Here is a 25,406-nt window from a genome sequence, read left to right as displayed (position 1 = left end):
ATTATATCATATCGGCGCGCTCTTGTCAAGGATAGTTCTCGTGAAGAATGCAACAAGAAATTGTCAACAATTTTGTTTGATTTGACGAAGTGCTTTCACAAGCGCCTCTTTGCAGACGAAGCAATTAGTAAAATATGTAAAATTATGCTGTTTGAATGTTTTTCTGTCATTTTTCACTTTACAGAAACGCCTTTTTAGTGTAAAATAGATATAGTAATTTTTTGTGAGGTGGACAGTATGGAACCCAAATATAAAAGAATATTATTGAAAGTCAGCGGCGAGGCTCTCGCAGGCGACAAGAAAACAGGTCTCAATTACGATGTCATCACCGACATCTGCAAGAGCATCAAGAAAGTCGTTGACGCAGGCGTTCAGGTCGCTGTTGTTGTCGGCGGCGGAAACTTCTGGAGAGGCCGCTCAAGCGGTGCTATGGACAGAACAAGAGCCGACCACATCGGTATGCTCGCTACTGCTATGAACGCTCTCGCACTTGCCGATGTGCTTGAATCACTCGGCTGTGATACCCGCGTACAGACCGCTATAAATATGTCACAGGTCGCTGAACCGTATATCCGCAACAGAGCTGTCCGTCACCTCGACAAGGGCAGGGTAGTCATTTTCGGCTGCGGTACAGGCAACCCATTCTTCTCGACAGATACTGCTGCTTCGCTCCGTGCTGCTGAGATAAATGCCGATATCTTCCTCAAAGCTACTCTTGTTGACGGCGTTTATGATAAGGACCCCCACAAGTTCGACGATGCGAAGAAGTACAGTACGCTCACGTTCTCAAAGGTTATCGGCGAAGAACTCGGCGTTATGGACAGCACTGCTGCCGCTATGTGCCGCGACAATAAGATGAAAATGCTCGTATTCGACCTCAGCCGTCCCGATAATATCTATGACGCTGTTATGGGCAAGGACGTTGGTACTGTCGTTTACGAGGACTGATAAAAAATAATTATTATAGTATAGAAAGGAATGTATCACAATGAAAGAAACTATCGACCACGCTAAGGAAAAAATGAACAAAAGCCTTAACTCCCTCGACAAGGAATTTGCCGCTATCCGTGCAGGACGTGCCAATCCCGCTGTTCTCGACAAGATAAACGTTGATTACTGGGGCACACCTACTCCCATCAATCAGATGGCTGCTATCTCCGTGTCCGAGGGTCGTATCCTCGTTATTTCTCCTTGGGAGAAGAATCAGCTCAAGCCCATTGAGAAGGCGATACAGGCTTCCGATATCGGCATCAATCCCACCAACGACGGAAGTGTTATCCGTCTTGCATTCCCGCAGCTTACCGAGGATCGCCGTAAGGAACTCTGCAAGGGCGTAAAGAAGCTCGGCGAGGACTGCAAGGTCGCTATCCGTTCTATCAGACGCGATACCATGGATAAACTCAAGAAGATGCAGAAGAATTCCGAAATAACCGAGGACGACCTCAAGGACTGCGAAAAGAAGGTCCAGGACCTGACCGATAAGTTCTGCGGCGAGGCTGACAAGGCTGTATCCGAAAAAGAAAAAGAGATAATGACTGTCTGAGGTGTAACATGGCTATATTCGGTAAAAAGAAAGAGGAGCTCCTCACTGAGCTCCCCGAGGTGCTCCCGCAGCACGTCGGCATAATCATGGACGGTAACGGCAGATGGGCAAAAAAGCGCGGACTGCCCCGTCCTATGGGACATATCGAGGGTGCTAAGACCTTCAAGAAGATAATCCGTCACTGTAAGGACATCGGTCTGAAGCACCTGTCATTCTACGCGTTCTCCACCGAGAACTGGAACCGCCCCGAGGACGAGGTAGCGGGTCTTATGAAGCTGTTCTACGATTATCTCTCTGACATACACTGGCTCCATGAGGAAAAGACAAGACTCATATTCATGGGCGATAAAGCGCGTTTCTCGGAAAAGCTCCGCAACAAGATGATAGAGGTCGAAGAGGCTTGCAAGGACTATGATGAAATGATCGTGTTTCTTGCTGTCAACTACGGCGGACGCGACGATATTGCAAACAGCTGCCGCAAAATCGCCGAGAGAGTAAAGAACGGCGAGCTCCAGCCCGAGGATATTACAGAGCAGACTGTCGCAGATGGTCTCTACACAGCCGGATTCCCCGATGTTGACCTCGTTATCCGTCCGAGCGGAGAGCTTCGTCTCTCTAACTTCCTTATCTGGCAGTGCGCTTATGCGGAGTACTATTTCACGGATATCCTCTGGCCTGATTTCACGGGCAAGGATCTTAACGATGCTATCATCGACTATGCAAACAGAAACCGCAGATTTGGTGGCGTTTGATGCTTACAAGGATAATTTCGGGTGCAGTCGGCGCGGCTTTACTGGCTGTTATCCTGTATTTCCATGATACGATACTGCTGCCGATAGCCGTTGCGGCTATGGTCGCGGTCATGCTGTTCGAGCTGATACGCGCTGTCAAGCTCGAAAAATGCCTGCCCGTGCTTATTCCTGCCGAGCTCTGCGGAATAGCTTTGCCGCTTCTTTACGGCACTTTATCGCATGACGGCACGACAGAGCTTTTTCATATCATTACATTCACAGTCACGCTCGCTGCTGCGTTCATCATCTTCATTACGTGGCTCGCCAAGCACAAGTATATCCGCTATGAACAGGTGTTTTTCGTGCTTGCGTGCATGGTACTCGTTCCGCAGGCCATGACTACTATGATACGTATCGAGCGTACCGACAGCAAGAACGGTTTGTTCCTGCTGATAATGGCTCTGTGCGGTGCGTGGATAGCCGATACGGGGGCTTACTTCACGGGCGTTGCTATCGGCAAGCACAAGCTCTGTCCCGAGATTAGCCCCAAAAAGACCATAGAAGGCTTCATCGGTGGGATACTTACTACTGCCATTACATATGCAGCTGCTTTTTCCATCTACTATGGATTCACTCCGAAGAGAGCAGTTATCTCACTCGTAATGGGAGCTTTCTGCGCGGTCGTAGGAGCTATCGGCGACCTCTCCGCCTCTATGGTCAAGCGCCAGATAGGCTTTAAGGACTACGGAAAGATAATGCCGGGTCACGGCGGACTCATGGACCGCTTTGACAGCGTTCTTTTCGTGCTTCCTACCTTCTATGTATTCATCGCTTTCTTTGGTATACATATGTATTTATAATGCTCAGAGGTGACTAAACGTGCAAGCGGATAGTCCCTTTTGTGCTTATGCGGAATCTCGTTTTTGCGGCAATATGCCGTGCGACGTGAATTTTCGTTACTTAAAGGAGATATAATATAATGAACAAAAATGTTTCTATTCTCGGTTCGACTGGCTCAATAGGAACGCAGTCTCTTGAGGTCTGCGAGAAGCAGGGCTTCAATATCGTTGCTCTCGCCGCTCACAGCAGTGTTAAGCTGCTGAGCGAACAGGTGAGAAAGTTCAAGCCTGAGTATGTCTGCATTTATAACGAGGAGAAATATACTGAGCTCAAAGAAAATCTCGCAGATACTGATGTTGAGATCCTTTGCGGGATGGAGGGGCTTTGCAGGATAGCCGCTCTTGAGGAGAATGACATCGTGCTCAACTCTGTTGTCGGCATGGTGGGACTGCTTCCTACTCTTACCGCTATCGAAGCAGGCAAGGATATCGCTCTTGCCAACAAGGAAACTCTCGTGGCGGGAGGAAAGCTCGTTATGTCCGCGGCTGCTGAGAAAGGCGTGAAGATATATCCCGTAGACAGCGAACACTCAGCGATATTCCAGTGCTTGCAGGGTAATAAGCGCTCTCAGCTGTCAAAGATAATCCTCACTGCTTCGGGCGGACCTTTCTACGGCTACACCTACGAGCAGCTCGGAAATGTCACCAAGGCTGACGCGCTGAAGCACCCCAACTGGGATATGGGCAACAAGATCACGATAGATTCCGCGACCCTCATGAACAAGGGGCTCGAATTTATCGAAGCAAAGTGGCTGTTTGACCTTGCACCCGACCAGATAGAGATAGTTGTTCACCGTCAGAGCGTTATTCATTCGGCTGTAGAGTACAATGACTGCGCTGTTATCGCTCAGCTCGGAGTTCCCGATATGAAGATCCCGATCCAGTACGCACTGACATATCCCGACAGATTCGAGTGCCCAACAAAACCGCTCTCGCTCACAGACTACGGTACGCTTACCTTCGCGAAGCCCGACAGCAAGACTTTCAAGTGTCTCGGTGCGGCAATTGATGCGATCACCCGCGGCGGAGCTTATCCCTGCCTTGTTAATTCCGCAAACGAAGAGGCTGTACGCGCATTTCTCAATGACGAGATAAGCTTCATACAAATAGGTGAGATAGTATCCTCGGTGCTTGAAAAATTCGGATACTCCGAGATAAATTGCTACGAGGATGTAATGGATGCCGACAAACGCGCCAGAGATTATGTCAGAAGCCTTATCTGAGTCAACAGAAAGAAAGGATATAAATGGGTATAGTTTTTGCACTTATCATATTCGGTCTCATTGTTACGATACATGAATTCGGTCATTTCATCTGCGCTAAGCTCAGCGGGATAAAGGTTCTTGAATTCTCGGTCGGAATGGGACCAAAGCTCTTGCAGAAGCGCTTCGGTGAGACTGCCTATTCGCTGAGACTTCTGCCGCTCGGAGGTTTCTGCGCTATGGAGGGCGAGGATTCGAGCGAAGATAATCCGCGCTCATTCCGCAATGCCAAACTTTGGAAGCGCATGATCGTCCTTGTTGCGGGAGCGGGAATGAATTTCCTGCTCGGACTTATAATGTGTACAATTATGGTCAGTATGTTCGAGGTCATACCGTCTACGCGCATCAGCGGCTTCAGCGGCAAGATAAACGACGACGGGAGCAAGACATATTACGCGCAGAGCTATCATTCGGGATTGCGCCACGGCGACAAGATCGTAAAGATCGACGGCACCTCCATATACAGTTACCTCGATATTGACTATATGTTCTCGACCTTCAAGACCGAAACGCACGATGTTGTAGTCAAGCGCGACGGTAAGCGCGTAAAGCTCGAGAATGTAACATTTCACGACGACGCCTCGGGCGAGATGATGGACTTCGGTCTTGTGTACAAGGATAAAGGTCTTTTCAGCGTTATGCAGTGCTCGGGAGAGACGGCACTGTCTATGGGGCATATCGTTGGTATGTCGCTCAAACAGATGATAACAGGCAAACTCAGCAAGGACCAGATATCAGGACCTGTAGGCGTTGTCTCTTCCATAAACGAGACTACAGAACAGGCTGAATCTACCGAAGACCTCGTCTTTATGCTCGTCTATATGACAGCGCTTATCACTATAAATGTCGGTATTTTTAATCTTCTGCCCGTACCCGGACTTGACGGAGGCAGGCTGCTGTTCTGCTTTATCGAGCTTATACGCCGCAAGCCCGTCAAGCCGGAACATGAAGGCTATGTACACCTTGCGGGAATGGTCCTGCTGTTCGGTGTGCTGATATTCGCCACATTCAACGACATTATGCGTATCATACAAAAATGAACAAAAAAGTCAGGTTCAGATCCGAAAAGGAAGACTTTGGAGCTGCCGCCGTTATCTGGGGCTTATTCCTCTTCACAGGCGCGGTCAGCATATATTTAACTGCTAAAAAACATGATATCGGTGTGATCGAATGTCTGCGGAAGCTGGTATCTGAGGAGGGCATTCAGGGAAAGGTTTTGCTTCCCGCTCTGTTTGCGATACCCTTCATTATGACGATGCGCTGTTTGCTGAGCAAGGTGAAAAGACGCATATTTCTCGAACGCGGTTTGCCTGTCGAAGCTGATATAGTCGATGTGATCAGAAAGCCGAAACGCGCTGACAGACTGATCGTCAGACTGCCTGACGGTCAGAAGATAAAAAGTGACGGTTTCTATATGAGTATCGACACATTTTACTTCAACAAATGTACCGTTTACGAGCTGAACGGTAAATACATCGTAAGTGAGATATACAATAAAAGGAGTTAGTATCATGAGAAATGTCAGACCTGTAAGGGTCGGGGACTGCGTCCTCGACGGAAAGCATATTTACATACAGTCCATGCTGAACGCTCGCTCGGACGATATCGAGGGGAGTGTGAAGCAGGCGGTAGAGCTCGAAAAGGCAGGCTGTGAGATAATCCGCGCAGCTATCCCGAATATGGAGGCTGTAAAGCTTATCCCCGCTATCAAGGAAGCGGTGAAGATACCGCTCGTCGCGGATATCCATTTCGACTACAAGCTTGCGATAGAGGCTGCTGCTGCCGGAGTTGACAAAATACGCATCAATCCCGGAAATATCGGCGATATGGACAGGGTAAAAGCTGTCGTGGACGCGTGCAGACTTCACAATCTCCCTATCCGTATAGGCGTTAATTCGGGGTCGCTCGAGAAGGATATCCTCGCGAAGTATGGTTCTCCTACGCCTGAGGCTCTCGTCGAGAGCGCTATGGGTCACGCGGCTCTTCTCGAAAGATTTGATTTCAACGATATCGTTATCTCTATAAAATCCTCTGACGTGAACCGTATGATAGCTTCGTACAGACTTGCTGCCGAGAAGTGTGATTATCCGCTGCACCTCGGTGTTACCGAAGCGGGGACCGAGCGCATGGGACTTATCAAGTCCGCAGTCGGCATAGGTTCGCTCCTCTGTGACGGTATAGGCGAGACTATAAGAGTTTCGCTCACTGATGAGCCCGTCAAGGAGATAGAGGCGGCGAAGGATATCCTCAGATGCATCGGCAAGCGCGGCGGCGTGAGATTTGTTTCATGTCCTACCTGCGGACGTACCCGTATCGACCTCATCGGTACCGCAAAAAAGGTGGAGGCTGCGCTTAAAGATACAGACAAGGACATTACTGTTGCAGTTATGGGCTGTATCGTCAACGGTCCGGGAGAGGCTCGCGAAGCCGATATCGGTATCGCAGGCGGTGACGGCTGTGCTATCATTTTCAAAAAGGACGGCACTCAGCGCAAGATACGCGAGGACGAGATTGTTTCCGAACTTCTTGCCGAGGTAGAAAAATTATGATCTCAACAAGGGCGGACTCTGTCTGCCCTTAAAGTCTTGATACGGAGTTTTATTCATGAACATTGTTTTATCCGAGTTTTTAAAGGAATACTGCACCGAGCTCCCCGAATCTGTGGGGGCAGGCGAGATTTATAAGATGACGTATACTCAGGATATGCGTCATTTCAGCTTCTTTGCGAGATTCTCCGCATATGTACAGTCGGCTGATATATTTGCTTTCGAGAGCGCTCTTGCCGCTGCGATAAAGGTAGAATCCGTTCGCCTTCATCCGCGTTACGAAGAGACGCTGTTCGACCTGTCACAGTTCACCGATATCCTCGTACTTCTAAAGCGCGAAGTATCTGTCGTGAACGGCTTCCTTGACGACGCTGAGATACGGCGCTCCGACAACAAAATATCCATAGGCTTGCAGCACAGCGGCAGGAAGATACTTGAACGTTTTCATTTCTCCGCAAAACTCAGCCAGCTCATATACAATATGTACGGTATCCGCTTTGAGATAGAACTGCTCGGCGGAGAGGCTATAACCTCCGAAGAATTCGACCATATCACGGCAGAGGTCGAGGCAACTCTTCCTGATTACAGCGACCAGTTTGCTCCCGAGAAATCGGAAGCCGAAAAGAGGCAGGAACTTATTCAGGCTGCTGTTCCGACACGCTCCGTAGATACGGATTCTCTCGATATGGACTATGACCCCGAATCTGCCGAGTTGCTCAAGGGACGTCCCATACGTGAGAAGCCGATATCAATTGCAGAAGCGGTCAAGCTACTTTCCGAAAAGGTCGTTATTGTCGGAGATGTTTTTGCTTCCGAAGCTAAAGAACTGAAAAGCGGCAAGACGGTCGTGACCTTCAATATCACCGATTACAGCGGTTCACTGCTCGTCAAGGTGTTCGTCAAGGAAAACGACGAGGACGAGCTCAAACTCTACACCGGTATCAAAAACGGAACCTCTCTTCTTATTGCAGGCAAGATAGACTATGACCAGTTCGCAAAGGATATCTGCATATCGCCTTACTCCATTATCAAGGTCAAGCGTACTCCGAAAATCGACACCTATCCCGAGAAGCGCGTTGAGCTGCACTGCCATACGAATATGTCTGCTATGGATGCGGTAACAGACCCTGTTACGCTTATTAACCGAGCAGCCTCGTGGGGACACCAGGCAATGGCGATAACCGACCACGGCAACGTTCAGGCTTTTCCCGACTGTATGTACAATATGCCCAAGAACTTCAAAGTCATCTACGGTATGGAGGCATACGTTGTCAACGACATAGAACGTGATATGGTCGTCTACGGCGACGACGACCGCAAGCTCGATGACGAAATAATAGTTTTCGACGTTGAGACTACGGGTCTCAGCTTCCGTCACGACAGGCTCACGGAAATTGGCGCTGTTAAACTTAAAAATCTACAGGTTATAGACAGTTTCAATACTAAAGTCAACCCCGGATTCCATATCCCTGAAAAGATAACCGAACTGACAGGTATCAGCGACGCGGATGTTGCCGACGCTCCTGACGAAAGCAAGGCTCTGCGGCAATTTATGGAGTTCTGCGGAGACAGACCTGTGCTCGTCGCACACAACGCCCGCTTCGATACGAATATGATAAATCAGGTCTGCGCGCGCAACGATATCAGCTTCCCTTATACGTGGGTCGATACTCTCGTTATGTGTCAGTCTATGCTTCCCGAAATGGGACGCCACAAGCTAAACCACGTCGCGAAACAGCTCAAGCTCGGTAATTTCGAGCATCACCGCGCTTCTGATGACGCACTCATGCTTGCTAAAATATTCATAGAGCTAACAGGAAGGCTGAAGAATGAGCGCTCATTCGCTACGATACAACAGCTGAATATCCTTGTTGATGAGATAGAGAAGAAAAAACTAAAATCCTATCATCAGATAATACTCGTTCGCAATCAGGAAGGACTGAAGAACCTTTACAGGCTCGTTTCGATAAGCAACCTCGAGTATTTCTACAAAAAACCGCTCATACCGAAGTCAGTCCTTATCAAGCACCGCGAAGGTCTTATCTTCGGAAGTGCCTGCGAAGCGGGTGAACTCTTCCGCGCTATGGTCGACCTGCGTTCCCGTGAATTTATCGACAACCTCGCCCGCTTCTATGATTACCTTGAAATACAGCCTATCTGCAATAATGAGTTCATGGTGCGCGAGGGAAATGTACGCGATGACGATGAGCTCCGCGAGTTCAATGCCGATATCGTCAAAATCGGCGACAGGCTGAGTATCCCCGTTTGTGCGACCTGCGACGTTCACTTCATCGACCCTAAGGATGCTATTTTCCGCAAGATAATCCTGACTACCATGGGATTCAAGGACGCTGAGAATCAGGCGGCTCTGTATTTCAGAACTACCGATGAAATGCTCAGGGAGTTCGCTTATCTCGGCGAGGAAAAAGCAAAGGAAATAGTCATAACCAATACAAATGCCATTGCGGATATGGTGGAAGTTGTCCGCCCGATACCAAAGGGTACGTTTACTCCGACTATCGAAGGGGCTGAGGAAGAGCTGATACGTATCACTCACGATAAGGCGCACGAAATATACGGCGACCCGCTTCCCGAGCTCGTTGATAAGCGTCTTGACCGCGAGCTGAGTTCCATTATCAAGCACGGTTTCTCCGTTCTTTATATTATCGCGCAAAAGCTCGTATGGAACTCAGTAGAACATGGTTATCTTGTAGGCTCGCGTGGTTCGGTAGGCTCGTCGTTCGTAGCTTCGATGGCTGGTATTTCCGAAGTAAACCCGCTCCCGCCGCATTACGTCTGCCCCAATCCCGACTGCAAGTACAGCGAGTTCCTGCTTGACGGTGTATATGGCTCGGGCTTCGACCTCCCGCCAAAAAAATGCCCGAAATGCGGCGCTGAACTTAACCGCGACGGTCACGATATCCCATTTGAGACCTTCCTTGGTTTCGACGGCGATAAAGCGCCTGATATCGATCTCAATTTCTCCGATGAGTACCAGTTCTGGGCTCACCGCTACACGGAAGAGCTGTTCGGTAAATCAAACGTTTTCAAGGCGGGAACTATTTCTGTCGTAGCGGACAAGACCGCTTTCGGCTACGTAAAAAAATACTGCGAGGACAACGGCATAACCCTCAACAACTCCGAGATGAACCGCCTCGCTATCGGCTGTACCGGCATAAAGCGTACTACAGGTCAGCATCCAGGCGGAATGGTCGTTGTGCCCTCTGACTATGAGGTGTACGACTTCACACCCGTTCAGCACCCCGCAGATACCGCTGATTCGGAGATTATCACGACCCATTTCACATTTAACTCACTGCACGATACTATACTTAAACTTGATGAGCTCGGTCACGTTGTGCCTACACTGTACAAGCATCTTGAGGACCTGACAGGAATAAAAATAAAGGATGTACCTACTTCCGACCCTGATGTTATACGTATGTGTACGGACTGCTCGGTGCTCGGAGTAACACCTGAAGAGATATTCTGCAAGACGGGAAGCCTCGGTATACCCGAAATGGGTACGGGCTTCACGATACAGATGCTTCTGGACGCAAAGCCCACGAAATTCAGCGATTTCCTACAGATATCGGGACTTTCGCACGGAACCGACGTCTGGCTCGGAAATGCAAAGGACCTCATTGATAACAAGGTCTGCACGATATCCGAGGTTATAGGTACGCGTGACAGCATCATGACATATCTGCTGTATAAAGGCGTAGAGCCCAAAATGGCGTTCCAGATAATGGAGTGGACACGTAAGGGCAAGGCTCCGAAGCAGTTCACACCCGAGATAATCGAGATGCTCAGGAGCCACAACGTCCCCGAGTGGTACATTGAAAGCTGTTTGAAGATAAAGTATATGTTCCCGAAAGCTCACGCCGCAGCATACGTTATCGCGGCGATAAAGCTCGGGTGGTTCAAGCTTCATATGCCGCTGGAGTATTACGCAACGTACTTCTCCGTCCGCGGTGAGGACTTCAATGCAGAGCTTGCTGTTCAGGGCAAGGAGGTCGTCCGCGCGAAAATGCGGGAGCTCCGCGAGCTTGGAAATGACCGCTCGAAAAAGGAGACCGACCTCTACGATATCCTTCTCATCACGAACGAGATGCTCTCGCGCGGATATGAGTTCCTGCCGATAGACCTTTTCAAATCTGATGCCAAGGACTTCCTTATCGAGGACGGCAAGCTCCGAATTCCTTTCTCGGCGATGTCGGGAGTCGGTGAAAACGCTGCAAAGGGACTTCGTGAGGCAGCTCTGAAGGGCGGCTTCATATCCATAGAGGAGTTTCAGGATATGAGCGGTGCGTCAAAAACGACAATAGATATGTTGAAAAGCATAGGAGCTTTCGGCGACTTGCCAGAATCATCACAGATGAGCTTCTTTTAACTTGACTTTTCTATGGTAATATGTTACTATATTACCATAGTAACACATTAGCAAACTAAAGTAATTCTTTCGGAGGTCAGTTACATTATGAAAAATTACGATCTTATCACTCCCGAGGGCACGAAGGACCTGCTCTTTGGCGAGTGCATCATACGCAGGAAAATCGAGGATACTTTAAAGAGGATATTCACAAGCAGGGGATACAGCGAAATGATAACCCCAGGTCTTGAATTCTTTGATGTATTCAACCTTAACTCGCGCTATTTTCCTCAGGAGAACCTCTACAAGCTTACAGACAGCAAGGGAAGGCTCCTTGTTATGCGTCCCGACTCGACCATGCCTATCGCAAGAGTTGTGGCTACACGTCTTCGTGAAGCTGTTCTTCCGCTCAAGCTCTGCTACAATCAGACTGTGTACCGCACAGAGCCCGCCCTCAAAGGCAGGAGCGACGAAATCGTGCAGGCGGGTATCGAGCTCATAGGCTCACAGCTAAAAATGGCAGACCTTGAGGTCATCTCAACTGCGATAGATTCTCTGAAAGCATTCGGTATGGAATTCTCGCTTGAAATAGGTCATATCGGCGTCTTCAAGGAGCTCGTGGGAAAGCTCGAGGTCAGCGATTCCGACAAGGAGCGTATACGCAAGCTTATCGAGAGCAAGAACTTCCCCGCACTCAACGATCTGCTCGATTCGTTCGGCACCACTCCCGTGACTGCGGCATTGAAGAAGCTTCCCGCACTTTTTGGAGGAGTTGAGGTATTCGATAAGGCTGAAGAGCTTATCCCCGACGAGAACGTAAAGCATATCCTTGACGAATTCCGCGAGATCTATACCGATTTGACCGAGCTGTGCGGCTCGGACACGAATATAACCGTTGACCTCGGTCTTGTCAACAAGACCGACTATTACACGGGAGTTATCATCAAGGGCTACTTACAGGGACACGGCGAGGAAGTCCTCTCGGGCGGACGCTATGACAAGCTCATTTCAGAGTTCGGCTACGATATCCCTGCTGTAGGATTCGCTGTCAATGTGAACGCGATACAGAAGGTGATCGAGAAGAACGGAGTTTATCCTGCAATGCCTAAGACCGACGCCATCGTCTATGCAGAAAAAGGCTGCGAAGTTGCCGCTGTAAAGGCAGCAAACGAACTCCGCGAACAGGGACTTATCGTCGAGAACGCTCTGTTTGACGATATAGAGACAGTCCGCGAATACGCTAAGGAAAAGAAGATAGCAAAGGTCGTAGTCATCAACGGCTCGAGCAGGGAGGATGCATAATGGATAAGCCTATCAGAATAGCTCTCACAAAGGGCAGACTTGAAAAGGATACAGTCGGACTTCTCGAAAAACTCGGCTTTGACTGCTCCGCTGTACGCGATAAGGGCAGAAAGCTGATACTTCCCGTACCCGATGCAAATCTCGAAGTCGTACTTGCTAAGGCGAATGACGTAATAACCTATGTTGAACACGGTGTATGTGACATGGGAGTTGTCGGCAAGGACACTATAATGGAGATGAAGGGCAAGTTCTTCGAGCTTGTAGACCTCGGCTTCGGCAGATGCAAATTTGCTCTTGCTACCAAGAAAGGATACGATTTCTACCGCGGCTTCGGCGTAAAGACCATAGCTACCAAGTATCCGAATGTTTCCCGCAGTTTCTTCGAGAAGAAGGGCATGGACGTTGATATAGTGAAGATAGAGGGCTCGGTAGAGCTCGCGCCTCTGCTTGAACTCGCAGACGGTATTGTCGATATCGTCGAGACAGGCACGACACTGAAAGAGAACGGGCTCGAGGTCATCGAGGACGTTGCGCCCATCTCTGCAAGACTGATAGTAAACACAGTCAGCCTTAAAATGCGTCAGGCTGAGATAGAGTCACTTATCGAGAAGATACAGGCAAATCTGTAAACAGGAGAGGATAATATGAAAAAGATATTCGCAAACGGTACAGACGAAAAGCTCTTCCTTGAGGAGCTCGGAAAGCGTGCGGGCGAGACCAATAAGAAGGTCACCGAGACTGTTTCCGCTATTATTGAAGATGTTCGTGCTAACGGCGATACTGCCGTAAAAAACTATACACTAAAATTCGACGGCAACCTCTCGCAGTATTATGAAGTACCTCGTGAGGTCATCAACGACGCTCTCACCGAGGCTGACCAGGAGTTTGTGGACGCTCTCCTCAACGCTCAGGAGAACATCGCCGATTTCCACAACCGTCAGGTCGAGCAGGGCTTTATCAATGCAAAAGCTGACGGCTGTATAATGGGACAGAAGGTTCGCGGACTTACACGAGTAGGTTTGTACGTTCCAGGCGGTACGGCTGCATATCCCTCAAGCGTGCTTATGAACGCTATCCCTGCTAAGATAGCAGGCGTAAAGGAAATTATAATGGTGACTCCGCCCAAGAAGGACGGTACTCCTAACAAGGATATACTCGTCGCTGCCGCTATATGCGGAGTAGACCGCGTGTTCCTCTCGGGCGGTGCTCAGGCTATCGCAGCTCTCGCATACGGCACAGAGGAGATTCCGAAGTGCGACAAGATAGTAGGTCCCGGTAATATCTACGTTGCTACAGCCAAGAAGCTGCTTTACGGCGTAGTCGATATCGACATGATAGCAGGTCCGAGCGAGATACTCGTTATCGCTGACGATACCGCGGACCCGAAGTTCGCAGCCGCAGACCTTATGTCTCAGGCAGAGCACGACGTCATCGCTTCCTCAATTATGGTAACTACGAGCGAGAAGCTCGCGGACGCTACCATTGCCGAGATAGAGCGCCAGAAGGAGTATCTCTCCCGAAAGGAAATAATCGAGAAGTCGCTTGACGGCTACGGTGCGATAATTATTGCTGACAGCCGCGAAAAGTGCGTGGAGCTTGCCAATGAGATAGCTCCCGAGCACCTTGAAGTCCTCATGGAGAATCCGTTCGAGCTTCTCGGCAGTATCGAGAATGCGGGCTCGGTATTCCTCGGAAACTACGCTTCCGAGCCTCTCGGAGATTATTACGCAGGTCCGAACCACGTGCTTCCCACAAGCGGCACTGCACGCTTCTTCTCGCCTCTCGGAGTTGCAAGCTTTACTAAGCGTATGAGCTACACCTACTACACCGAGGATGCTCTCCGCGCCGCTAAGGACGATATCGTCCTCATCGCCGAGCGCGAGGGACTTACAGCCCACGCGAATGCGATAAAAGTTAGATTTGAATGAGCCGTCTGGGCAGAGCTGAGCGGATATAAGCAACCCGCACAGCAGTGCGGTCATAATCAGCAGCGACCACAAAAAGGTACAATTTACGCAATTAGGTTAACAGGAAGTGATAATATGAATAAATCATGGGAGAGCGGCGTCCGCAGGGTAGTACCCTACGTTCCGGGTGAACAGCCCAAGAACACGAACGTCATCAAGCTCAATACAAACGAGAATCCGTATCCGCCCGCGCCCGAGGTCAGGGAGATACTCGACAATTTTGACGTCTCGCGCATGAGGCTGTACCCTACTCCCGATGCGGCAGTGCTCACTGACGCTATCGCTGAAAGATACGGCGTTGACCCCGCTCAGGTTTTCGTGGGAGTAGGCTCGGACGATGTAATATCAATGGCTTTTCTCACGTTCTTCAACTCGGATAAGCCAATCCTTTTCCCCGATATCACCTACTCATTCTATCCCGTATGGGCTGATGTCTACCGCATTCCTTACGTGAAGAAACCGCTGCGTCCCGACTTCACTATCGACCCCGAGGACTATAAGTGCGAGAACGGAGGTATAATCTTCCCGAATCCCAATGCTCCGACAGGCGTGTATGAGTCCGTGGAGATGATAGAGGATATCATCAGAGCAAATCCCGACTCCGTAGTGATGATAGATGAAGCTTACATCGACTTCGGCTGCGAGAGCTGTCTGCCTCTGACCGAGAAATACGATAATCTGCTCGTGATCCAGACCTTCTCGAAATCACGCTCCATGGCGGGTATGCGAATAGGCTTCGCTATCGGAAGCAAGAAGCTGATACAGTACATGAACGATGTTAAGTTCTCGATAAATTCATACACGATGAACACTGTCACACAGCTTTGCGGAGCGGCAGCTGTCCGCAACGAAATATACTTCCGCGAAACTGTACAGAAGATAATCGACACACGTGAATACTCAAAGACAAGACTTGCGGAACTCGGCTTCACATTCCCCGATTCAAAAAGCAATTTCATTTTCGCATCGCCTAAATGCAAGACCGCAGAGTATGTATTTACGGAACTCAAAAAGCGCAGCATATTCGTACGCTGGTGGGATCAGCCGATAATAAAGGATCATCTGCGCATTTCTATCGGTACGCGCGAGGAAATGGATGCATTATTCTCAGCATTGGAGGAGATACTTAATGGCTAAGCTGAAAAGAAGCGGCGAAATTGTCCGCAAGACGAAAGAAACCGACATCTTCGTAAATGTTGACATAGACGGCAAGGGTAAGGCTGATATAGACACGGGAGTCGGCTTTTTTGACCATATGCTGACCGCTCTCTCGGTACACAGCGGTATCAGCATGACTATCAAGGTCAAGGGCGACTTGCAGGTAGACTGTCACCACACGATAGAGGATACGGGGATCGCACTCGGTCAGGCTCTGGGACAGGCTCTCGGTGCCAAGTCGGGAATTGTCCGCTACGGTACTGCCTATATACCCATGGACGAGTCGCTCGCTATGGCGAGCCTCGACCTCAGCAACAGACCGTTCCTTGTGTTCAACTGCCCGTTCACGAATCAGTCGTGCGGCGAGTATGACCTGTGCATGACGGAGGAATTTTTCCGTGCGTTTGCCTTCAATTCAGGCATGACGCTGCACATCAACCTGCTTTACGGCTCTAATGACCACCACAAGTGTGAAGCTGTCTACAAGGCGGTCGCACACGCTCTCAAGACTGCCGTGACAGAGAACACAGACGGCTCGACGCTCTCCACGAAAGGGGTACTGTGATGATAGCCATAATCGACTACGGTGCAGGCAATATATTCAGCGTAAAAAATGCTCTTGACCACCTCGGACTGGAGAGCGCACTCGTAAAGGACAAGGAGTCTGTCATAGCAGCCGACGCCGTTATCCTCCCGGGAGTAGGCGCTTTTCCATCGGCTATGGAGATGCTCAACAAGTCGGGACTTGTCGATACTATCAAGGAAGAAGCCGCTAAGAAGCCCTTTCTCGGTATCTGCCTCGGTATGCAGCTCATTTTTGAAAAGGGTTATGAGTTTGAAGAGTGCGACGGCTTGGGTCTTATCGCAGGCTCTGTCATAAAAATGGACGAGCCCGACCTCATAATCCCGCACATGGGCTGGAATAAGCTCGAAAAGCTCAATGACTGCCCGCTGCTCGAAAATATCGGCGATAACGAGTACGTTTATTTCGTTCACTCGTACAAGGCTCAGTGCGAAGATAAGTATATTGCAGCATACAGCGAGTACGGCGGACGTGTCCCCGCTCTCGTATACGACGGCAATTACGTGTACGGAGCTCAGTTCCATCCCGAAAAATCAGGAGAAACAGGCTTGAAGATACTCCGCAGTTTTGCTGGTCTGATATGACATACAATAGCCTGCTTTCCTGCTCATTCAATACACGGGAGCTCGGAGGCTTCAAAACATCCGACGGAAAAGTGACACGGAAAGGCATGATATGGCGCAGTGATGTTCCCGCAGTTCCTTCCACCGAGGATGTCGAAAAATTACTTTCAAACCGTATCACTACAATAATAGATATGCGCACGGAAGCCGAGACAGAAAGAGTCCCCGATGGATTTGCCGATATTGCAGGATTTGACTATCATCACTTTCCGATAACCGAGGGTAGCGGTGTCCCCGAGAGCCTTGAAGCTGTCCCGCTGTCGTATATGGATATCGTGACTGCGGAGAATATTCCGAGCGTCTGGCGTGCTATGGCTGAGGCTGAAAACGGTGTGCTGTTTCACTGCACAGCAGGCAAAGACAGAACGGGTGTTGTGTCCGCTGTAATCCTGCTTATGTGCAGCGTTGACAGGGAGACTATCGTGCGTGATTATGTCATTAGCCGCGAATACAACCACATTCGCCTTTCAGCCTTTCTTGCAAGTCATCCCGAAGTCGACAGGAATATCGTTCTTGCAAATGAAAAAAGTATGGAACGCTTTATCGACCTGTTTACAGAGCGCTATGAAAACGTTGAGAACTATTTCTGTAGTATCGGGCTTTCAGCAGAATATGCTGAGATGATACGCAATAAGCTCCTCTCCTCAGAGGTTATATATGAATAGAAAACTAATAATTGTTGAGGGACCGCCATGCTCGGGAAAGAGCACAACTTCCCGATTTATAGCCGAAGAACTCGGTATGCGTTTCGTTGACGAGGGTACGGGAGATCACCCCGCGGACTACGAATTTCATGCCTTCCTCTCCCGCGAGGATATGACGAACTTCACCTACGCCGAGCAGCAGCAGATACTATCTGCTTGCACTGAAAAATCAGACGGATTTATCGTACATCTCGGAGAATTCAGCGGTGAATTGTTCGAGAAGCTCCTACAGCGCAAAGTATATGACTTCCTGCCGTGGGAGACAGAACGACCCGTAATGCTCGATAAATGGCACGAATTCGTGCAGAGTATCCATGACAGCAAGTACGTTTTCAACTGCGTGCTGCTGCAAAATCCGATGTGTGAGACGATGATGAGGTTCGGCTTTGACGAGGCTGCTTCCGAGACATACATACGCGAGCTCTGCGATATAATAAAGCCGCTTTCGCCGTTTGTAGTGTACCTGAAAAACAGTGACATTTATAACAGCGTAAAGAAAGCATCCGTGGAACGCGGAGACGATTGGCTCAATGCTGTCATCGACTATCACTGTAACGGCGCATTCGGCAAGAGCTGCGGACTTAGCGGATTTGATGGTTATATCTCCGCGCTCGAAGAGCGGCAGCGCAGGGAGCTGGATATACTGAGCAGACTCGACATCGACAATGCAGTTATCGACGACCCGCAGAAGGACCTGACATCAGCTTATTCGGAAATAATTTCAAAAATAAACGAGGTTAAATAATGAGTGGAATAATTCTTTGCCGTTCCAAGTACGGCGCTTCCGCAAAATATGCGGAATGGATATCACAGGAGACAGGCTTCAAGGTGGTCGATACCAAAAACGCAAAAATCAATGAGGTCGAAAAGTACGACACCATCATCATCGGAGGAGGCCTGTATTATTCGTCCATCGCCGGTATCTCATTCCTGAAAAAGAACTACGATGCGCTGAAAAACAAGCATATCATTGTTTTTTGCTGCGGAGCATCTCCGAGCGATGACGAAATGCTTGAAATCATAAAAAACAAGAATCTGGGCGGAGAGCTCGCAAAGATCCCGTGCTTCTATTTTCAGGGGATGTGGGACATCGAAAACATGAATTTTACCGATAAGACAATGTGCAAGATGTTCGTAAGATCACTCGAAAAAAAGGACCCGTCTGAGCTGAGATCATGGGCGAAGCTCGTTGTTGAAGCGAAGGGTCGGAAGTGCGACTGGACGAAAAAAGATTACCTCGAGCCGCTGTTTGCAGAGCTCGGAAATGGAGAAAAGTCATGATTATTTTCCCTGCAATAGACATTAAGGACGGCAACTGCGTGCGTCTTTTCAAAGGCGATTTCAATACCGTTGAAAAGGTGGCTTCCGACTACCTTGAAACTGCAAGAAGCTTCGAGGCGGCAGGTGCTGAGTGGATACACATGGTAGACCTCGACGGAGCTAAAGAGGGCAGACCTGTCAACACGAAGATATATACAGACGTTGCCGAGAAAACTAATTTAAAAGTCGAGCTCGGCGGCGGCATACGCAGTCTCGAAACGATAAAAGAGTACCTCGATATGGGCATCACGAGAGTGATACTCGGTTCGGTTGCACTTAAAAACCCGAAGCTTGTCTGTGATGCTGTTGAGAAGTTCGGCAGCGAAAAAGTGGTCGTTGGGATAGACGCCATGAATGAAATGGTAGCGACCGAGGGCTGGCTGGAAAGCTCGGATGTCCACTACATCGATCTTGCAAACAAGATGATCGAGGCAGGTGTCAGGTACTTCATTTTCACCGATATTTCCAAAGACGGCACGCTCTCGGGCGTGAATCGCGAGCAGCTCAAAAAGCTGGCTGATGCTACCGAGGGCAGAGCTAATATCGTTGCGAGCGGCGGAGTCCACACTATGGACGACATTATCGCCTGCAAGGAAATGGGACTTTACGGTACTATCTGCGGAAAGTCCATATACAAGGGAACTCTGGATCTTAAAGAGGCAATAGAATATGCCGGAAAATGAACTCAGACTGCGCCCGTTTATCCTCTGCCGTGATTTTGAAATAATAAGCAAATGGATAACTCAGCCGCGTGAACACGCTATGTGGTGTGCAGGAAGGACAAAGTTCCCGATAGAACGTGAGGACTTCGTCAGAATGCTTGAAGATATAGCAGAAAACTGCGGCGACACTCCCTTTGTGGCAACGGATATCAACGGTGTACCTGTCGGATTCTTCTGTTATTCCGTTAATACAGGATCAAATGAGGGAATGTTAAAGTTCGTAATGGTCGATCCTTCAATGCGCGGCAGGGGACTTGGCAGAATAATGCTCAGACTTGCGGTTCGATATGCGTTTGAGTTCACAGGTGCTGAAAGAGTAAATTTGTGTGTCCTTTCGGTCAATACAGGTGCAAAACGCTGCTATGAGAGCGTGGGATTCAAGGAGTACGGTAGGGACGAGGGTGCATTCAGATACGATAACGAAGTATGGGACAGATGTCATATGACCATAGAGAAAGGTGGTATATAATGCTTGCAAAAAGAATAATCCCGTGCCTTGACGTTCGCAACGGCAAGGTAGTTAAGGGCGTTAATTTTGAAGGAGTCCGCGACGTAGGCGACCCCGTCGAGTGCGCCGAAGAATACAATAAGCAAGGTGCGGACGAGATAGTTTTCTACGATATAACCGCATCTTTCGAGGGCAGGGGAGTCTTCCTCGACGTTGTCCGCGAAACTGCGAAGAAGGTTTTTGTGCCCCTAACAGTCGGAGGCGGTATCAAGACTGTTGACGACATCCGCGAGGCTCTTCGCGCGGGAGCCGACAAGGTCTCGGTGAACTCTCAGGCTGTGAAGAATCCTCAGCTCGTAAAGGACGGCGCCGATATCTTCGGAAGCCAGTGCATATGCGTCGGTATAGACGCCAAGAAGATCGCCGACAACAAGTGGACAGTTTACATAAACGGCGGCAGAGTAGATATGGGGCTCGACCTCATCGACTGGGTACACACCATTGAAAAGCTCGGAGCGGGGGAGATATGCCTCAACTCCATCGACGCAGACGGCACAAAGGAGGGCTTCGATATCCCCATGCTGAGAGCCGTATGCGACAACTGCTCCATTCCCGTTATCGCGAGCGGCGGCGCAGGCAAGATAAACGATTTCTATGAAGTTTTCGAGAAAACAGGAGCTACCGCTGCTCTTGCGGCTTCGCTCTTTCACTTCAAGGAGCTCACCGTAGGCGAGGTCAAGGACTACTGCCGCGGCAAGGGCGTTATCGTGAGGTAAGCTATGGACAAGATATGGGAAGAAATGTATACGGCGGCTAAGGCAGTGCTCAACGCGAGACAGATATCGGAATTTGTCTCGGCGGGAGAGGTATCTGCGGCAGTGCTGAGCAAATCAGGCAGGATATACACGGGCGTCTGTATCGACACCTGCTCTACCCTCGGCATATGCGCCGAGAGAAATGCTATCTTCAACATGATAACAAACGGTGAGCACGAAATAGCGAGGGTGCTGTGTATCGCACCTATCGAGGGCAAGGGAGCTCCCTGCGGAGCCTGCCGCGAGTTGATGGTACAGCTCATGCCCACGAGCTACAAGGATATCGAGATTATGCTCGACTACCGCACGGGCAAAACTATAACTCTCGGGGAGATAACCCCCGAATGGTGGATAGACTATGATTGAGTACAGAGACACACATGATTTCACGGAGCATGAGCTCAAGCGCCTCTTTCTTTCGGTCGAGTGGTCGAGCGGTCACTTCCCCGAGAAGCTGAAGGTCGCGATGCAGAACTTCCGCACGGTCTACAGCGCGTGGGACAGCGAAAAGCTAATCGGCATGATATGCGCAATGGACGACGGAATAATGAATGCCTACGTCCACTATCTGCTGGTTGACCCCGATTACCACGGTCAGACAGTCGGACGCACGCTCGTCGACATGATGAAGAAGCACTACAGGGACTACCTCCGCGTGGCAGTCATCGCCTACAATGAAGAGCTGCACTTTTACGAAAACTGCGGCTTCAAGAAAGCGGACGATGCCTCGCCGATGTTCATCACCTCGCTGTGGACGTGAGTGAAATGTCCGCGCAGAAAAATCTGACTATATGATTGAGCGGTGCTCAAAGGAGTAAAAATGATAAAAATAGACATCAACGACCTCGATAAGTTTTTCGTCAAAGGCGAGCTTATCCCCGCGATATGCTACGAGGTCAACACAAAAACTGTTCTCATGCTCGCATATATGAACAAAGAGAGTCTCAGAAAGACTCTCGAAACAGGTTATACGTGGTTCTGGAGCAGGTCAAGACAGGAATACTGGAACAAGGGCGCGACGAGCGGTCACGTTCAGAAGGTCGTATCCATTTATGGAGACTGCGACAACGACACGCTGCTTGTCAACGTCGAGCAGACGGGAGTTGCCTGCCACACGGGAAGCTATAGCTGCTTCTTCAATGAAATTTACAATACGGAGGAATGAAAAATGACAGTTTACGAGGAAATATTTGAAGTTATCAAGGAGAGAAAAAAGCAGTTCGAGAACGGTACTGCTGCCGAGAATTCCTACACCTGCTACCTCTTCGACAAGGGCGTGGACAAGATATGCAAGAAGGTCGGCGAGGAAGCTACCGAGACCGTTATAGCTGCCAAGAACGGCGACAATAACGAGCTCATGAACGAAATTAACGACCTGCTCTATCACGTAATGGTGCTTTGTGCGAATCAGGGACTCGAGTGGTCCGACGTTGAAAAGGTGCTCGACGAGCGCAACGAAAAAATAGGCAATCTCAAGAAGTTCCACACGGTCGATAAGAATACCTGATATGGCTAAACAATAATTTGTTTTCTGCTTAGTCTGCTATGCATATCGGGACTTTCGTAAACAACGACGGTATCATCGACGCGAGCGACGCTTCAACTGTTCTTGCCTACTATTCCTACATCTCTACGAATACATTCAAGCGGCTTGCTGACTATATTATTGAGAGCTGCAATTCTTCGGCTTCGTACAACACTTACTACAGGAGCAAGACTTATCTGCTTTATGACCTTGACGAAGAAAAGCTCATTAACTATCACGATATTCATACGTGTATTTCGCCTGCAAGCTTTACGAAACTGCTTACTGCTTCTGCAAGATGATGAACCAATTCGCGGCGGAGCTCGGTATGACAGAAAGCAACTTCAACAATCCTGACGGCTACGACCAGAGCGGTCTGTATACGACTGCGGCTGATTTGCTAAAGCTCACTCGCTACTGTTTGACTGTGCCGACAATACGGGAGATCACTTCCACGGCGCAAAAGCGTGTTACGATAGCTTCGGGACAGACCTTCAACTGGAAAAGCACTAATTACCTGCTTGACACCTCGAGCAAATACTATCGCGCCGATGCGACGGGAGTAAAGACAGGTACGACAGCAGACGCGGGAACCTGTCTGATATCTTCTTTCAAGAAAAACGGCAAAACGTATGTTATTATTGTTTCGGGGTGTTCAAGCGACACTACGCGCTACGACCTCACGCTAAACATTATCAATACATACACATAAAAAAGGGAGGCTTTACGCCTCCTTTTTATGTTAGAACAGAATATCTTTGAAGCAAACCTGCGGCTCATGCTTATCGAAGTCCCAGCTATGATAGGAATCTCCGTGACAGCGGTCTTTCTCTGAGCACGCCGAGCACTTCTCGTTTTCGTCGCAGAGGTTCTTGCGGAAGATCTTGAAGCCGTTCTCCCACACGTCCTTGAAGCGGTCACGGAGGATATTTCCCTGTATGAACTCGGGACGTCGCTCGATGTCGAGACAGGCAGTGATATCGCCGTTAGCCATGATACTCGCGATGTATGTACCTGCGGTGCAAATGAAGTACCAGTCGCGCACTTCGCGCTCATACTCCATACCGAGATAATGGCTGCACCCATAGGTAACAGGCTCGCCCTTCATTCTCATATTTCGTATATACTCGAACATATAGCGGTAATCATCGGGAGTGAGCACAAGCTCGGGATGCTGTTTTGCACGTCCGACAGGCTCCATATTGATGATACGCCAAGAGTCGATGTCCATTTCGTTGAATATCTTGTATAGCTCGTCAAGCTGTCCGATATTCTGATGAGTCACGACCGTCGTCGCCTGAATGCCTTGGAAACCGCCCTCGCGGATAAGGCATTCAAGCCCGTTCATAGCCTTTTTCCAGCCTCCAGGAGTGCGGCGGAATGCGTCGTGAGTCTCCTCAACACCGTCAATGCTTATGGATATTGTATTCATACCGACACGCTTCAGCTCTTTAGCGACGTGCTCGTCGATAAGGGTGCCGTTGCTGGTCATTCCCCACTTGAAGCCGAGCTCATGTGCGTTCGCCATAATATCGAAGAAGTCGCTCCTAAGGAGAGGCTCTCCTCCTGTTATGCAGAGCATTTTCTTCTCAGTACCGAAGTCACCCTTTACCTCAGCGAGGAATTTCGCATACTGAGCAGCAGTGAGCTCCTCACTTGAAACGTCGCCGCAGCTGCTTCCGCAGTGGAGACAGCGCTCATTGCAGCGAACAGTCAGTTCGAGGAAGAGGTTGCGAAGCATGGGCTTGACCATAAGTCCTGCACGGTATGCCTCAAGGGTCTTCATATTGTCCTTTTTTATATTTATGTCAAGCATTACTTATCTTCCTTCCCGAACCACGAAGGAGGTCCGTAAACGGGATCCAAACGAGTCTCCGTTGTTTCGATCGGATCCTCGGGAGCTATGGCTGTCGTCGTCTCAAGTCCGAACCAAGAGGGAGGACCGTATACTGCAAAGAATTCGGTCTCGGTGGTAGTCGTGACGTCGGGCTCGTCGACAGCGGTAGTCTCGGGCGAACCTATGACTCTGTCCCTGCCGAGCAGATACCTGTTCATCAATACGAGGTCGGCAACAGAAAGCTTTCCATCCTCGTTTATGTCGGCTGCTCTGTCATAGTATTCGGAATAATTCGTCTTAGAGAAAAGCTTTCTCATACTTATGAGGTCAAAGGTATCGACCTTACCGTCAAAGTTCATATCGCCCGTCGGTATTGGCGGACCATAGGTAGGCTGAGGAACTATCTCGGTCACATCTGTAGTTGTCTCCTCCTGGACAGCAGTAGTCTCAGTTGTCCATGCGGGCATGGGACCGTAATCGGGCTGAGGCACCATTTCCTCGGCGGTAGTTGTCTCGAAGTATACGGGCGGACCGTAAACGTCCTGTATCTGCTCCTCGGCAGGGTCATATGCCGAAGCTCCCATAGGTACGATGTTGAGAGCTGCCGCAAAAGCAGCGGCAGTAAGAGCGGTCTTGTCGGTCTTTTTCATTGTGTCGGGCTCCTTTCGTATCAGTTTCCGAATGCGTTTGGCGGACCATACACAAGCTGCATATCGACGGGCTTAGTCGTGGTATCGGTGCTGTCCTCGGTCGTGACGGTGGTCGTCTCCTCGGGGAGCACATCTACCTCAGTTACAGCGGCAGACGTGTCCTCTTCCTCGACGGGCGGCGGACCGTAAACGTCCTGTATCTCCTCAGTTGAGGGGTCGTAGGCAGACGGCGCAGGCTCGGACGGATTTGTCGGAGTCTCATACGACTCGGGCGGACCGTAGACTATCTGCGGGTAGCACGAGGTCAGCGTGATGCCAGCTGTCATGGACATCGCAGCCGTCAGCATAGCGGCAGTCAATGCAGTTTTCTTGGTATGCTTCATATAATCATCCCATTTA

Annotated in this window: 30 protein-coding genes; 27 read left to right on the top strand and 3 right to left on the bottom strand. The window is 49.6% G+C overall.

Features of this window, described 5'->3' with window-relative positions; translation table 11 throughout:
* Positions 1-237: 237 nt before the first annotated feature.
* The 27 genes from pyrH to BMX22_RS00880 all read left to right on the top strand — a co-directional run bounded on the left by pyrH (position 238) and on the right by BMX22_RS00880 (position 23,232).
* Positions 238-948 carry a UMP kinase gene (pyrH, locus tag BMX22_RS01010; RefSeq protein WP_074740071.1) on the top strand — a complete coding sequence of 237 codons (711 nt, stop codon included), beginning with the start codon at positions 238-240 and terminating at the stop codon, positions 946-948.
* A gap of 40 nt (positions 949-988) precedes the next feature.
* Entirely contained in the window at positions 989-1,543 is a 555-nt protein-coding gene (gene frr / locus BMX22_RS01005; protein ID WP_074740070.1) for a ribosome recycling factor, read from the top strand.
* A gap of 8 nt (positions 1,544-1,551) precedes the next feature.
* On the top strand, positions 1,552-2,295 hold the full coding sequence (gene uppS / locus BMX22_RS01000) for a polyprenyl diphosphate synthase (protein ID WP_074740069.1): 744 nt from the start codon (positions 1,552-1,554) through the stop codon (positions 2,293-2,295).
* Positions 2,295-3,134, top strand: a complete 840-nt coding sequence (locus BMX22_RS00995) for a phosphatidate cytidylyltransferase (protein WP_074740068.1) — start codon at positions 2,295-2,297, stop codon at positions 3,132-3,134. The genes uppS and BMX22_RS00995 overlap by 1 nt, the downstream gene beginning before the upstream one ends.
* A gap of 119 nt (positions 3,135-3,253) precedes the next feature.
* Entirely contained in the window at positions 3,254-4,396 is a 1,143-nt protein-coding gene (locus BMX22_RS00990; protein WP_074740067.1) for a 1-deoxy-D-xylulose-5-phosphate reductoisomerase, read from the top strand.
* Between the two features lie 23 nt (positions 4,397-4,419).
* Positions 4,420-5,475 carry a M50 family metallopeptidase gene (locus BMX22_RS00985; protein WP_074740066.1) on the top strand — a complete coding sequence of 352 codons (1,056 nt, stop codon included), beginning with the start codon at positions 4,420-4,422 and terminating at the stop codon, positions 5,473-5,475.
* Positions 5,472-5,942 (top strand): hypothetical protein, encoded by a 471-nt coding sequence (locus tag BMX22_RS00980; RefSeq protein ID WP_074740065.1) that lies wholly within the window; start codon positions 5,472-5,474, stop codon positions 5,940-5,942. Before BMX22_RS00985 ends, BMX22_RS00980 begins: the two co-directional genes overlap by 4 nt.
* A 4-nt stretch (positions 5,943-5,946) precedes the next feature.
* Positions 5,947-6,984 (top strand): flavodoxin-dependent (E)-4-hydroxy-3-methylbut-2-enyl-diphosphate synthase, encoded by a 1,038-nt coding sequence (gene ispG, locus BMX22_RS00975; RefSeq protein WP_074740064.1) that lies wholly within the window; start codon positions 5,947-5,949, stop codon positions 6,982-6,984.
* 55 nt (positions 6,985-7,039) lie between these two features.
* Complete coding sequence (locus BMX22_RS00970; RefSeq protein WP_074740063.1) at positions 7,040-11,374, top strand: PolC-type DNA polymerase III; 4,335 nt, start codon at positions 7,040-7,042, stop codon at positions 11,372-11,374.
* Positions 11,375-11,461: 87 nt separating this feature from the next.
* Positions 11,462-12,655, top strand: a complete 1,194-nt coding sequence (hisZ, locus tag BMX22_RS00965) for an ATP phosphoribosyltransferase regulatory subunit (RefSeq protein WP_074740062.1) — start codon at positions 11,462-11,464, stop codon at positions 12,653-12,655.
* The gene (hisG, locus tag BMX22_RS00960; RefSeq protein ID WP_031561443.1) at positions 12,655-13,284 is read left to right on the top strand and encodes an ATP phosphoribosyltransferase; all 630 of its coding nucleotides are present in this window, start codon (positions 12,655-12,657) and stop codon (positions 13,282-13,284) included. Before hisZ ends, hisG begins: the two co-directional genes overlap by 1 nt.
* A 15-nt stretch (positions 13,285-13,299) precedes the next feature.
* Positions 13,300-14,583, top strand: coding sequence for a histidinol dehydrogenase (gene hisD / locus BMX22_RS00955; protein ID WP_074740061.1), 1,284 nt, complete (start codon positions 13,300-13,302; stop codon positions 14,581-14,583).
* Between the two features lie 114 nt (positions 14,584-14,697).
* On the top strand, positions 14,698-15,759 hold the full coding sequence (locus BMX22_RS00950) for a pyridoxal phosphate-dependent aminotransferase (RefSeq protein ID WP_074740060.1): 1,062 nt from the start codon (positions 14,698-14,700) through the stop codon (positions 15,757-15,759).
* Positions 15,752-16,345, top strand: coding sequence for an imidazoleglycerol-phosphate dehydratase HisB (gene hisB / locus BMX22_RS00945; protein ID WP_074740059.1), 594 nt, complete (start codon positions 15,752-15,754; stop codon positions 16,343-16,345). The genes BMX22_RS00950 and hisB overlap by 8 nt, the downstream gene beginning before the upstream one ends.
* Complete coding sequence (gene hisH, locus BMX22_RS00940; RefSeq protein ID WP_074740058.1) at positions 16,345-16,947, top strand: imidazole glycerol phosphate synthase subunit HisH; 603 nt, start codon at positions 16,345-16,347, stop codon at positions 16,945-16,947. Before hisB ends, hisH begins: the two co-directional genes overlap by 1 nt.
* Positions 16,944-17,651, top strand: coding sequence for a tyrosine-protein phosphatase (locus tag BMX22_RS00935; RefSeq protein ID WP_074740057.1), 708 nt, complete (start codon positions 16,944-16,946; stop codon positions 17,649-17,651). The genes hisH and BMX22_RS00935 overlap by 4 nt, the downstream gene beginning before the upstream one ends.
* Positions 17,644-18,435, top strand: a complete 792-nt coding sequence (locus BMX22_RS00930) for a hypothetical protein (RefSeq protein WP_074740056.1) — start codon at positions 17,644-17,646, stop codon at positions 18,433-18,435. Before BMX22_RS00935 ends, BMX22_RS00930 begins: the two co-directional genes overlap by 8 nt.
* Positions 18,435-18,971: a flavodoxin domain-containing protein gene (locus tag BMX22_RS00925; protein WP_074740055.1), complete on the top strand. Its 537-nt coding sequence runs from the start codon at positions 18,435-18,437 to the stop codon at positions 18,969-18,971. The genes BMX22_RS00930 and BMX22_RS00925 overlap by 1 nt, the downstream gene beginning before the upstream one ends.
* Positions 18,968-19,693 carry a 1-(5-phosphoribosyl)-5-[(5-phosphoribosylamino)methylideneamino]imidazole-4-carboxamide isomerase gene (gene hisA / locus BMX22_RS00920; protein ID WP_074740054.1) on the top strand — a complete coding sequence of 242 codons (726 nt, stop codon included), beginning with the start codon at positions 18,968-18,970 and terminating at the stop codon, positions 19,691-19,693. Before BMX22_RS00925 ends, hisA begins: the two co-directional genes overlap by 4 nt.
* Positions 19,680-20,201 (top strand): GNAT family N-acetyltransferase, encoded by a 522-nt coding sequence (locus BMX22_RS00915; protein ID WP_074740053.1) that lies wholly within the window; start codon positions 19,680-19,682, stop codon positions 20,199-20,201. The genes hisA and BMX22_RS00915 overlap by 14 nt, the downstream gene beginning before the upstream one ends.
* Entirely contained in the window at positions 20,201-20,956 is a 756-nt protein-coding gene (gene hisF, locus BMX22_RS00910; protein ID WP_074740052.1) for an imidazole glycerol phosphate synthase subunit HisF, read from the top strand. The genes BMX22_RS00915 and hisF overlap by 1 nt, the downstream gene beginning before the upstream one ends.
* Positions 20,957-20,959: 3 nt before the next feature.
* Positions 20,960-21,361, top strand: coding sequence for a cytidine deaminase family protein (locus BMX22_RS00905; protein ID WP_074740051.1), 402 nt, complete (start codon positions 20,960-20,962; stop codon positions 21,359-21,361).
* The gene (locus tag BMX22_RS00900; protein WP_074740050.1) at positions 21,354-21,755 is read left to right on the top strand and encodes a GNAT family N-acetyltransferase; all 402 of its coding nucleotides are present in this window, start codon (positions 21,354-21,356) and stop codon (positions 21,753-21,755) included. The genes BMX22_RS00905 and BMX22_RS00900 overlap by 8 nt, the downstream gene beginning before the upstream one ends.
* A 60-nt stretch (positions 21,756-21,815) precedes the next feature.
* Complete coding sequence (hisI, locus tag BMX22_RS00895) at positions 21,816-22,160, top strand: phosphoribosyl-AMP cyclohydrolase (RefSeq protein WP_074740049.1); 345 nt, start codon at positions 21,816-21,818, stop codon at positions 22,158-22,160.
* A gap of 3 nt (positions 22,161-22,163) precedes the next feature.
* Positions 22,164-22,502 (top strand): phosphoribosyl-ATP diphosphatase, encoded by a 339-nt coding sequence (hisE, locus tag BMX22_RS00890; RefSeq protein ID WP_031561425.1) that lies wholly within the window; start codon positions 22,164-22,166, stop codon positions 22,500-22,502.
* A 38-nt stretch (positions 22,503-22,540) separates the two neighbouring features.
* Positions 22,541-22,822 carry a hypothetical protein gene (locus BMX22_RS00885; protein ID WP_074740048.1) on the top strand — a complete coding sequence of 94 codons (282 nt, stop codon included), beginning with the start codon at positions 22,541-22,543 and terminating at the stop codon, positions 22,820-22,822.
* A gap of 26 nt (positions 22,823-22,848) precedes the next feature.
* Positions 22,849-23,232 carry a hypothetical protein gene (locus tag BMX22_RS00880; protein WP_177172945.1) on the top strand — a complete coding sequence of 128 codons (384 nt, stop codon included), beginning with the start codon at positions 22,849-22,851 and terminating at the stop codon, positions 23,230-23,232.
* Positions 23,233-23,262: 30 nt separating this feature from the next.
* On the opposite strand, the gene BMX22_RS00875 is transcribed toward BMX22_RS00880, so the two are convergent.
* The 3 genes from BMX22_RS00875 to BMX22_RS00865 are packed head-to-tail and all read right to left on the bottom strand — an operon-like array spanning position 23,263 to position 25,390.
* Positions 23,263-24,336 (bottom strand): radical SAM/SPASM domain-containing protein, encoded by a 1,074-nt coding sequence (locus BMX22_RS00875; protein WP_074740046.1) that lies wholly within the window; start codon positions 24,334-24,336, stop codon positions 23,263-23,265.
* Positions 24,336-25,007 (bottom strand): dockerin type I repeat-containing protein, encoded by a 672-nt coding sequence (locus BMX22_RS00870; RefSeq protein ID WP_074740045.1) that lies wholly within the window; start codon positions 25,005-25,007, stop codon positions 24,336-24,338. The genes BMX22_RS00875 and BMX22_RS00870 overlap by 1 nt, the downstream gene beginning before the upstream one ends.
* Positions 25,008-25,027: 20 nt before the next feature.
* A complete protein-coding gene (locus tag BMX22_RS00865; RefSeq protein ID WP_074740044.1) occupies positions 25,028-25,390 on the bottom strand; it encodes a hypothetical protein in 363 nt (120 codons plus the stop codon).
* Positions 25,391-25,406 lie beyond the last annotated feature (16 nt).

Origin of the sequence: Ruminococcus sp. YRD2003 (assembly GCA_900109435.1) — a bacterium.
Lineage (GTDB): Bacteria > Bacillota > Clostridia > Oscillospirales > Ruminococcaceae > Ruminococcus > Ruminococcus flavefaciens_G.
This window is presented reverse-complemented; position numbering and strand designations above follow the sequence as displayed.

What these genes read in the sequence shown, in the direction of transcription:
- BMX22_RS00985 (WP_074740066.1), top strand. Translation starts at nt 4,420, where the DNA reads ATGGGTATAGTTTTTGCACTTATCATATTCGGTCTCATTGTTACGATA.
- ispG (WP_074740064.1), top strand. Translation starts at nt 5,947, where the DNA reads ATGAGAAATGTCAGACCTGTAAGGGTCGGGGACTGCGTCCTCGACGGA.
- hisB (WP_074740059.1), top strand. Translation starts at nt 15,752, where the DNA reads ATGGCTAAGCTGAAAAGAAGCGGCGAAATTGTCCGCAAGACGAAAGAA.
- frr (WP_074740070.1), top strand. Translation starts at nt 989, where the DNA reads ATGAAAGAAACTATCGACCACGCTAAGGAAAAAATGAACAAAAGCCTT.
- BMX22_RS00995 (WP_074740068.1), top strand. Translation starts at nt 2,295, where the DNA reads ATGCTTACAAGGATAATTTCGGGTGCAGTCGGCGCGGCTTTACTGGCT.
- BMX22_RS00875 (WP_074740046.1), bottom strand. Translation starts at nt 24,336, where the DNA reads ATGCTTGACATAAATATAAAAAAGGACAATATGAAGACCCTTGAGGCA.
- BMX22_RS00915 (WP_074740053.1), top strand. Translation starts at nt 19,680, where the DNA reads ATGCCGGAAAATGAACTCAGACTGCGCCCGTTTATCCTCTGCCGTGAT.
- BMX22_RS00930 (WP_074740056.1), top strand. Translation starts at nt 17,644, where the DNA reads ATGAATAGAAAACTAATAATTGTTGAGGGACCGCCATGCTCGGGAAAG.
- BMX22_RS00880 (WP_177172945.1), top strand. Translation starts at nt 22,849, where the DNA reads ATGACAGAAAGCAACTTCAACAATCCTGACGGCTACGACCAGAGCGGT.
- BMX22_RS00865 (WP_074740044.1), bottom strand. Translation starts at nt 25,390, where the DNA reads ATGAAGCATACCAAGAAAACTGCATTGACTGCCGCTATGCTGACGGCT.
- BMX22_RS00885 (WP_074740048.1), top strand. Translation starts at nt 22,541, where the DNA reads ATGCATATCGGGACTTTCGTAAACAACGACGGTATCATCGACGCGAGC.
- BMX22_RS00970 (WP_074740063.1), top strand. Translation starts at nt 7,040, where the DNA reads ATGAACATTGTTTTATCCGAGTTTTTAAAGGAATACTGCACCGAGCTC.
- BMX22_RS00925 (WP_074740055.1), top strand. Translation starts at nt 18,435, where the DNA reads ATGAGTGGAATAATTCTTTGCCGTTCCAAGTACGGCGCTTCCGCAAAA.
- BMX22_RS00905 (WP_074740051.1), top strand. Translation starts at nt 20,960, where the DNA reads ATGGACAAGATATGGGAAGAAATGTATACGGCGGCTAAGGCAGTGCTC.
- hisE (WP_031561425.1), top strand. Translation starts at nt 22,164, where the DNA reads ATGACAGTTTACGAGGAAATATTTGAAGTTATCAAGGAGAGAAAAAAG.
- hisA (WP_074740054.1), top strand. Translation starts at nt 18,968, where the DNA reads ATGATTATTTTCCCTGCAATAGACATTAAGGACGGCAACTGCGTGCGT.
- hisZ (WP_074740062.1), top strand. Translation starts at nt 11,462, where the DNA reads ATGAAAAATTACGATCTTATCACTCCCGAGGGCACGAAGGACCTGCTC.
- BMX22_RS00980 (WP_074740065.1), top strand. Translation starts at nt 5,472, where the DNA reads ATGAACAAAAAAGTCAGGTTCAGATCCGAAAAGGAAGACTTTGGAGCT.
- BMX22_RS00990 (WP_074740067.1), top strand. Translation starts at nt 3,254, where the DNA reads ATGAACAAAAATGTTTCTATTCTCGGTTCGACTGGCTCAATAGGAACG.
- hisG (WP_031561443.1), top strand. Translation starts at nt 12,655, where the DNA reads ATGGATAAGCCTATCAGAATAGCTCTCACAAAGGGCAGACTTGAAAAG.
- hisH (WP_074740058.1), top strand. Translation starts at nt 16,345, where the DNA reads ATGATAGCCATAATCGACTACGGTGCAGGCAATATATTCAGCGTAAAA.
- uppS (WP_074740069.1), top strand. Translation starts at nt 1,552, where the DNA reads ATGGCTATATTCGGTAAAAAGAAAGAGGAGCTCCTCACTGAGCTCCCC.
- hisI (WP_074740049.1), top strand. Translation starts at nt 21,816, where the DNA reads ATGATAAAAATAGACATCAACGACCTCGATAAGTTTTTCGTCAAAGGC.
- hisF (WP_074740052.1), top strand. Translation starts at nt 20,201, where the DNA reads ATGCTTGCAAAAAGAATAATCCCGTGCCTTGACGTTCGCAACGGCAAG.
- BMX22_RS00935 (WP_074740057.1), top strand. Translation starts at nt 16,944, where the DNA reads ATGACATACAATAGCCTGCTTTCCTGCTCATTCAATACACGGGAGCTC.
- BMX22_RS00900 (WP_074740050.1), top strand. Translation starts at nt 21,354, where the DNA reads ATGATTGAGTACAGAGACACACATGATTTCACGGAGCATGAGCTCAAG.
- BMX22_RS00870 (WP_074740045.1), bottom strand. Translation starts at nt 25,007, where the DNA reads ATGAAAAAGACCGACAAGACCGCTCTTACTGCCGCTGCTTTTGCGGCA.
- hisD (WP_074740061.1), top strand. Translation starts at nt 13,300, where the DNA reads ATGAAAAAGATATTCGCAAACGGTACAGACGAAAAGCTCTTCCTTGAG.
- pyrH (WP_074740071.1), top strand. Translation starts at nt 238, where the DNA reads ATGGAACCCAAATATAAAAGAATATTATTGAAAGTCAGCGGCGAGGCT.
- BMX22_RS00950 (WP_074740060.1), top strand. Translation starts at nt 14,698, where the DNA reads ATGAATAAATCATGGGAGAGCGGCGTCCGCAGGGTAGTACCCTACGTT.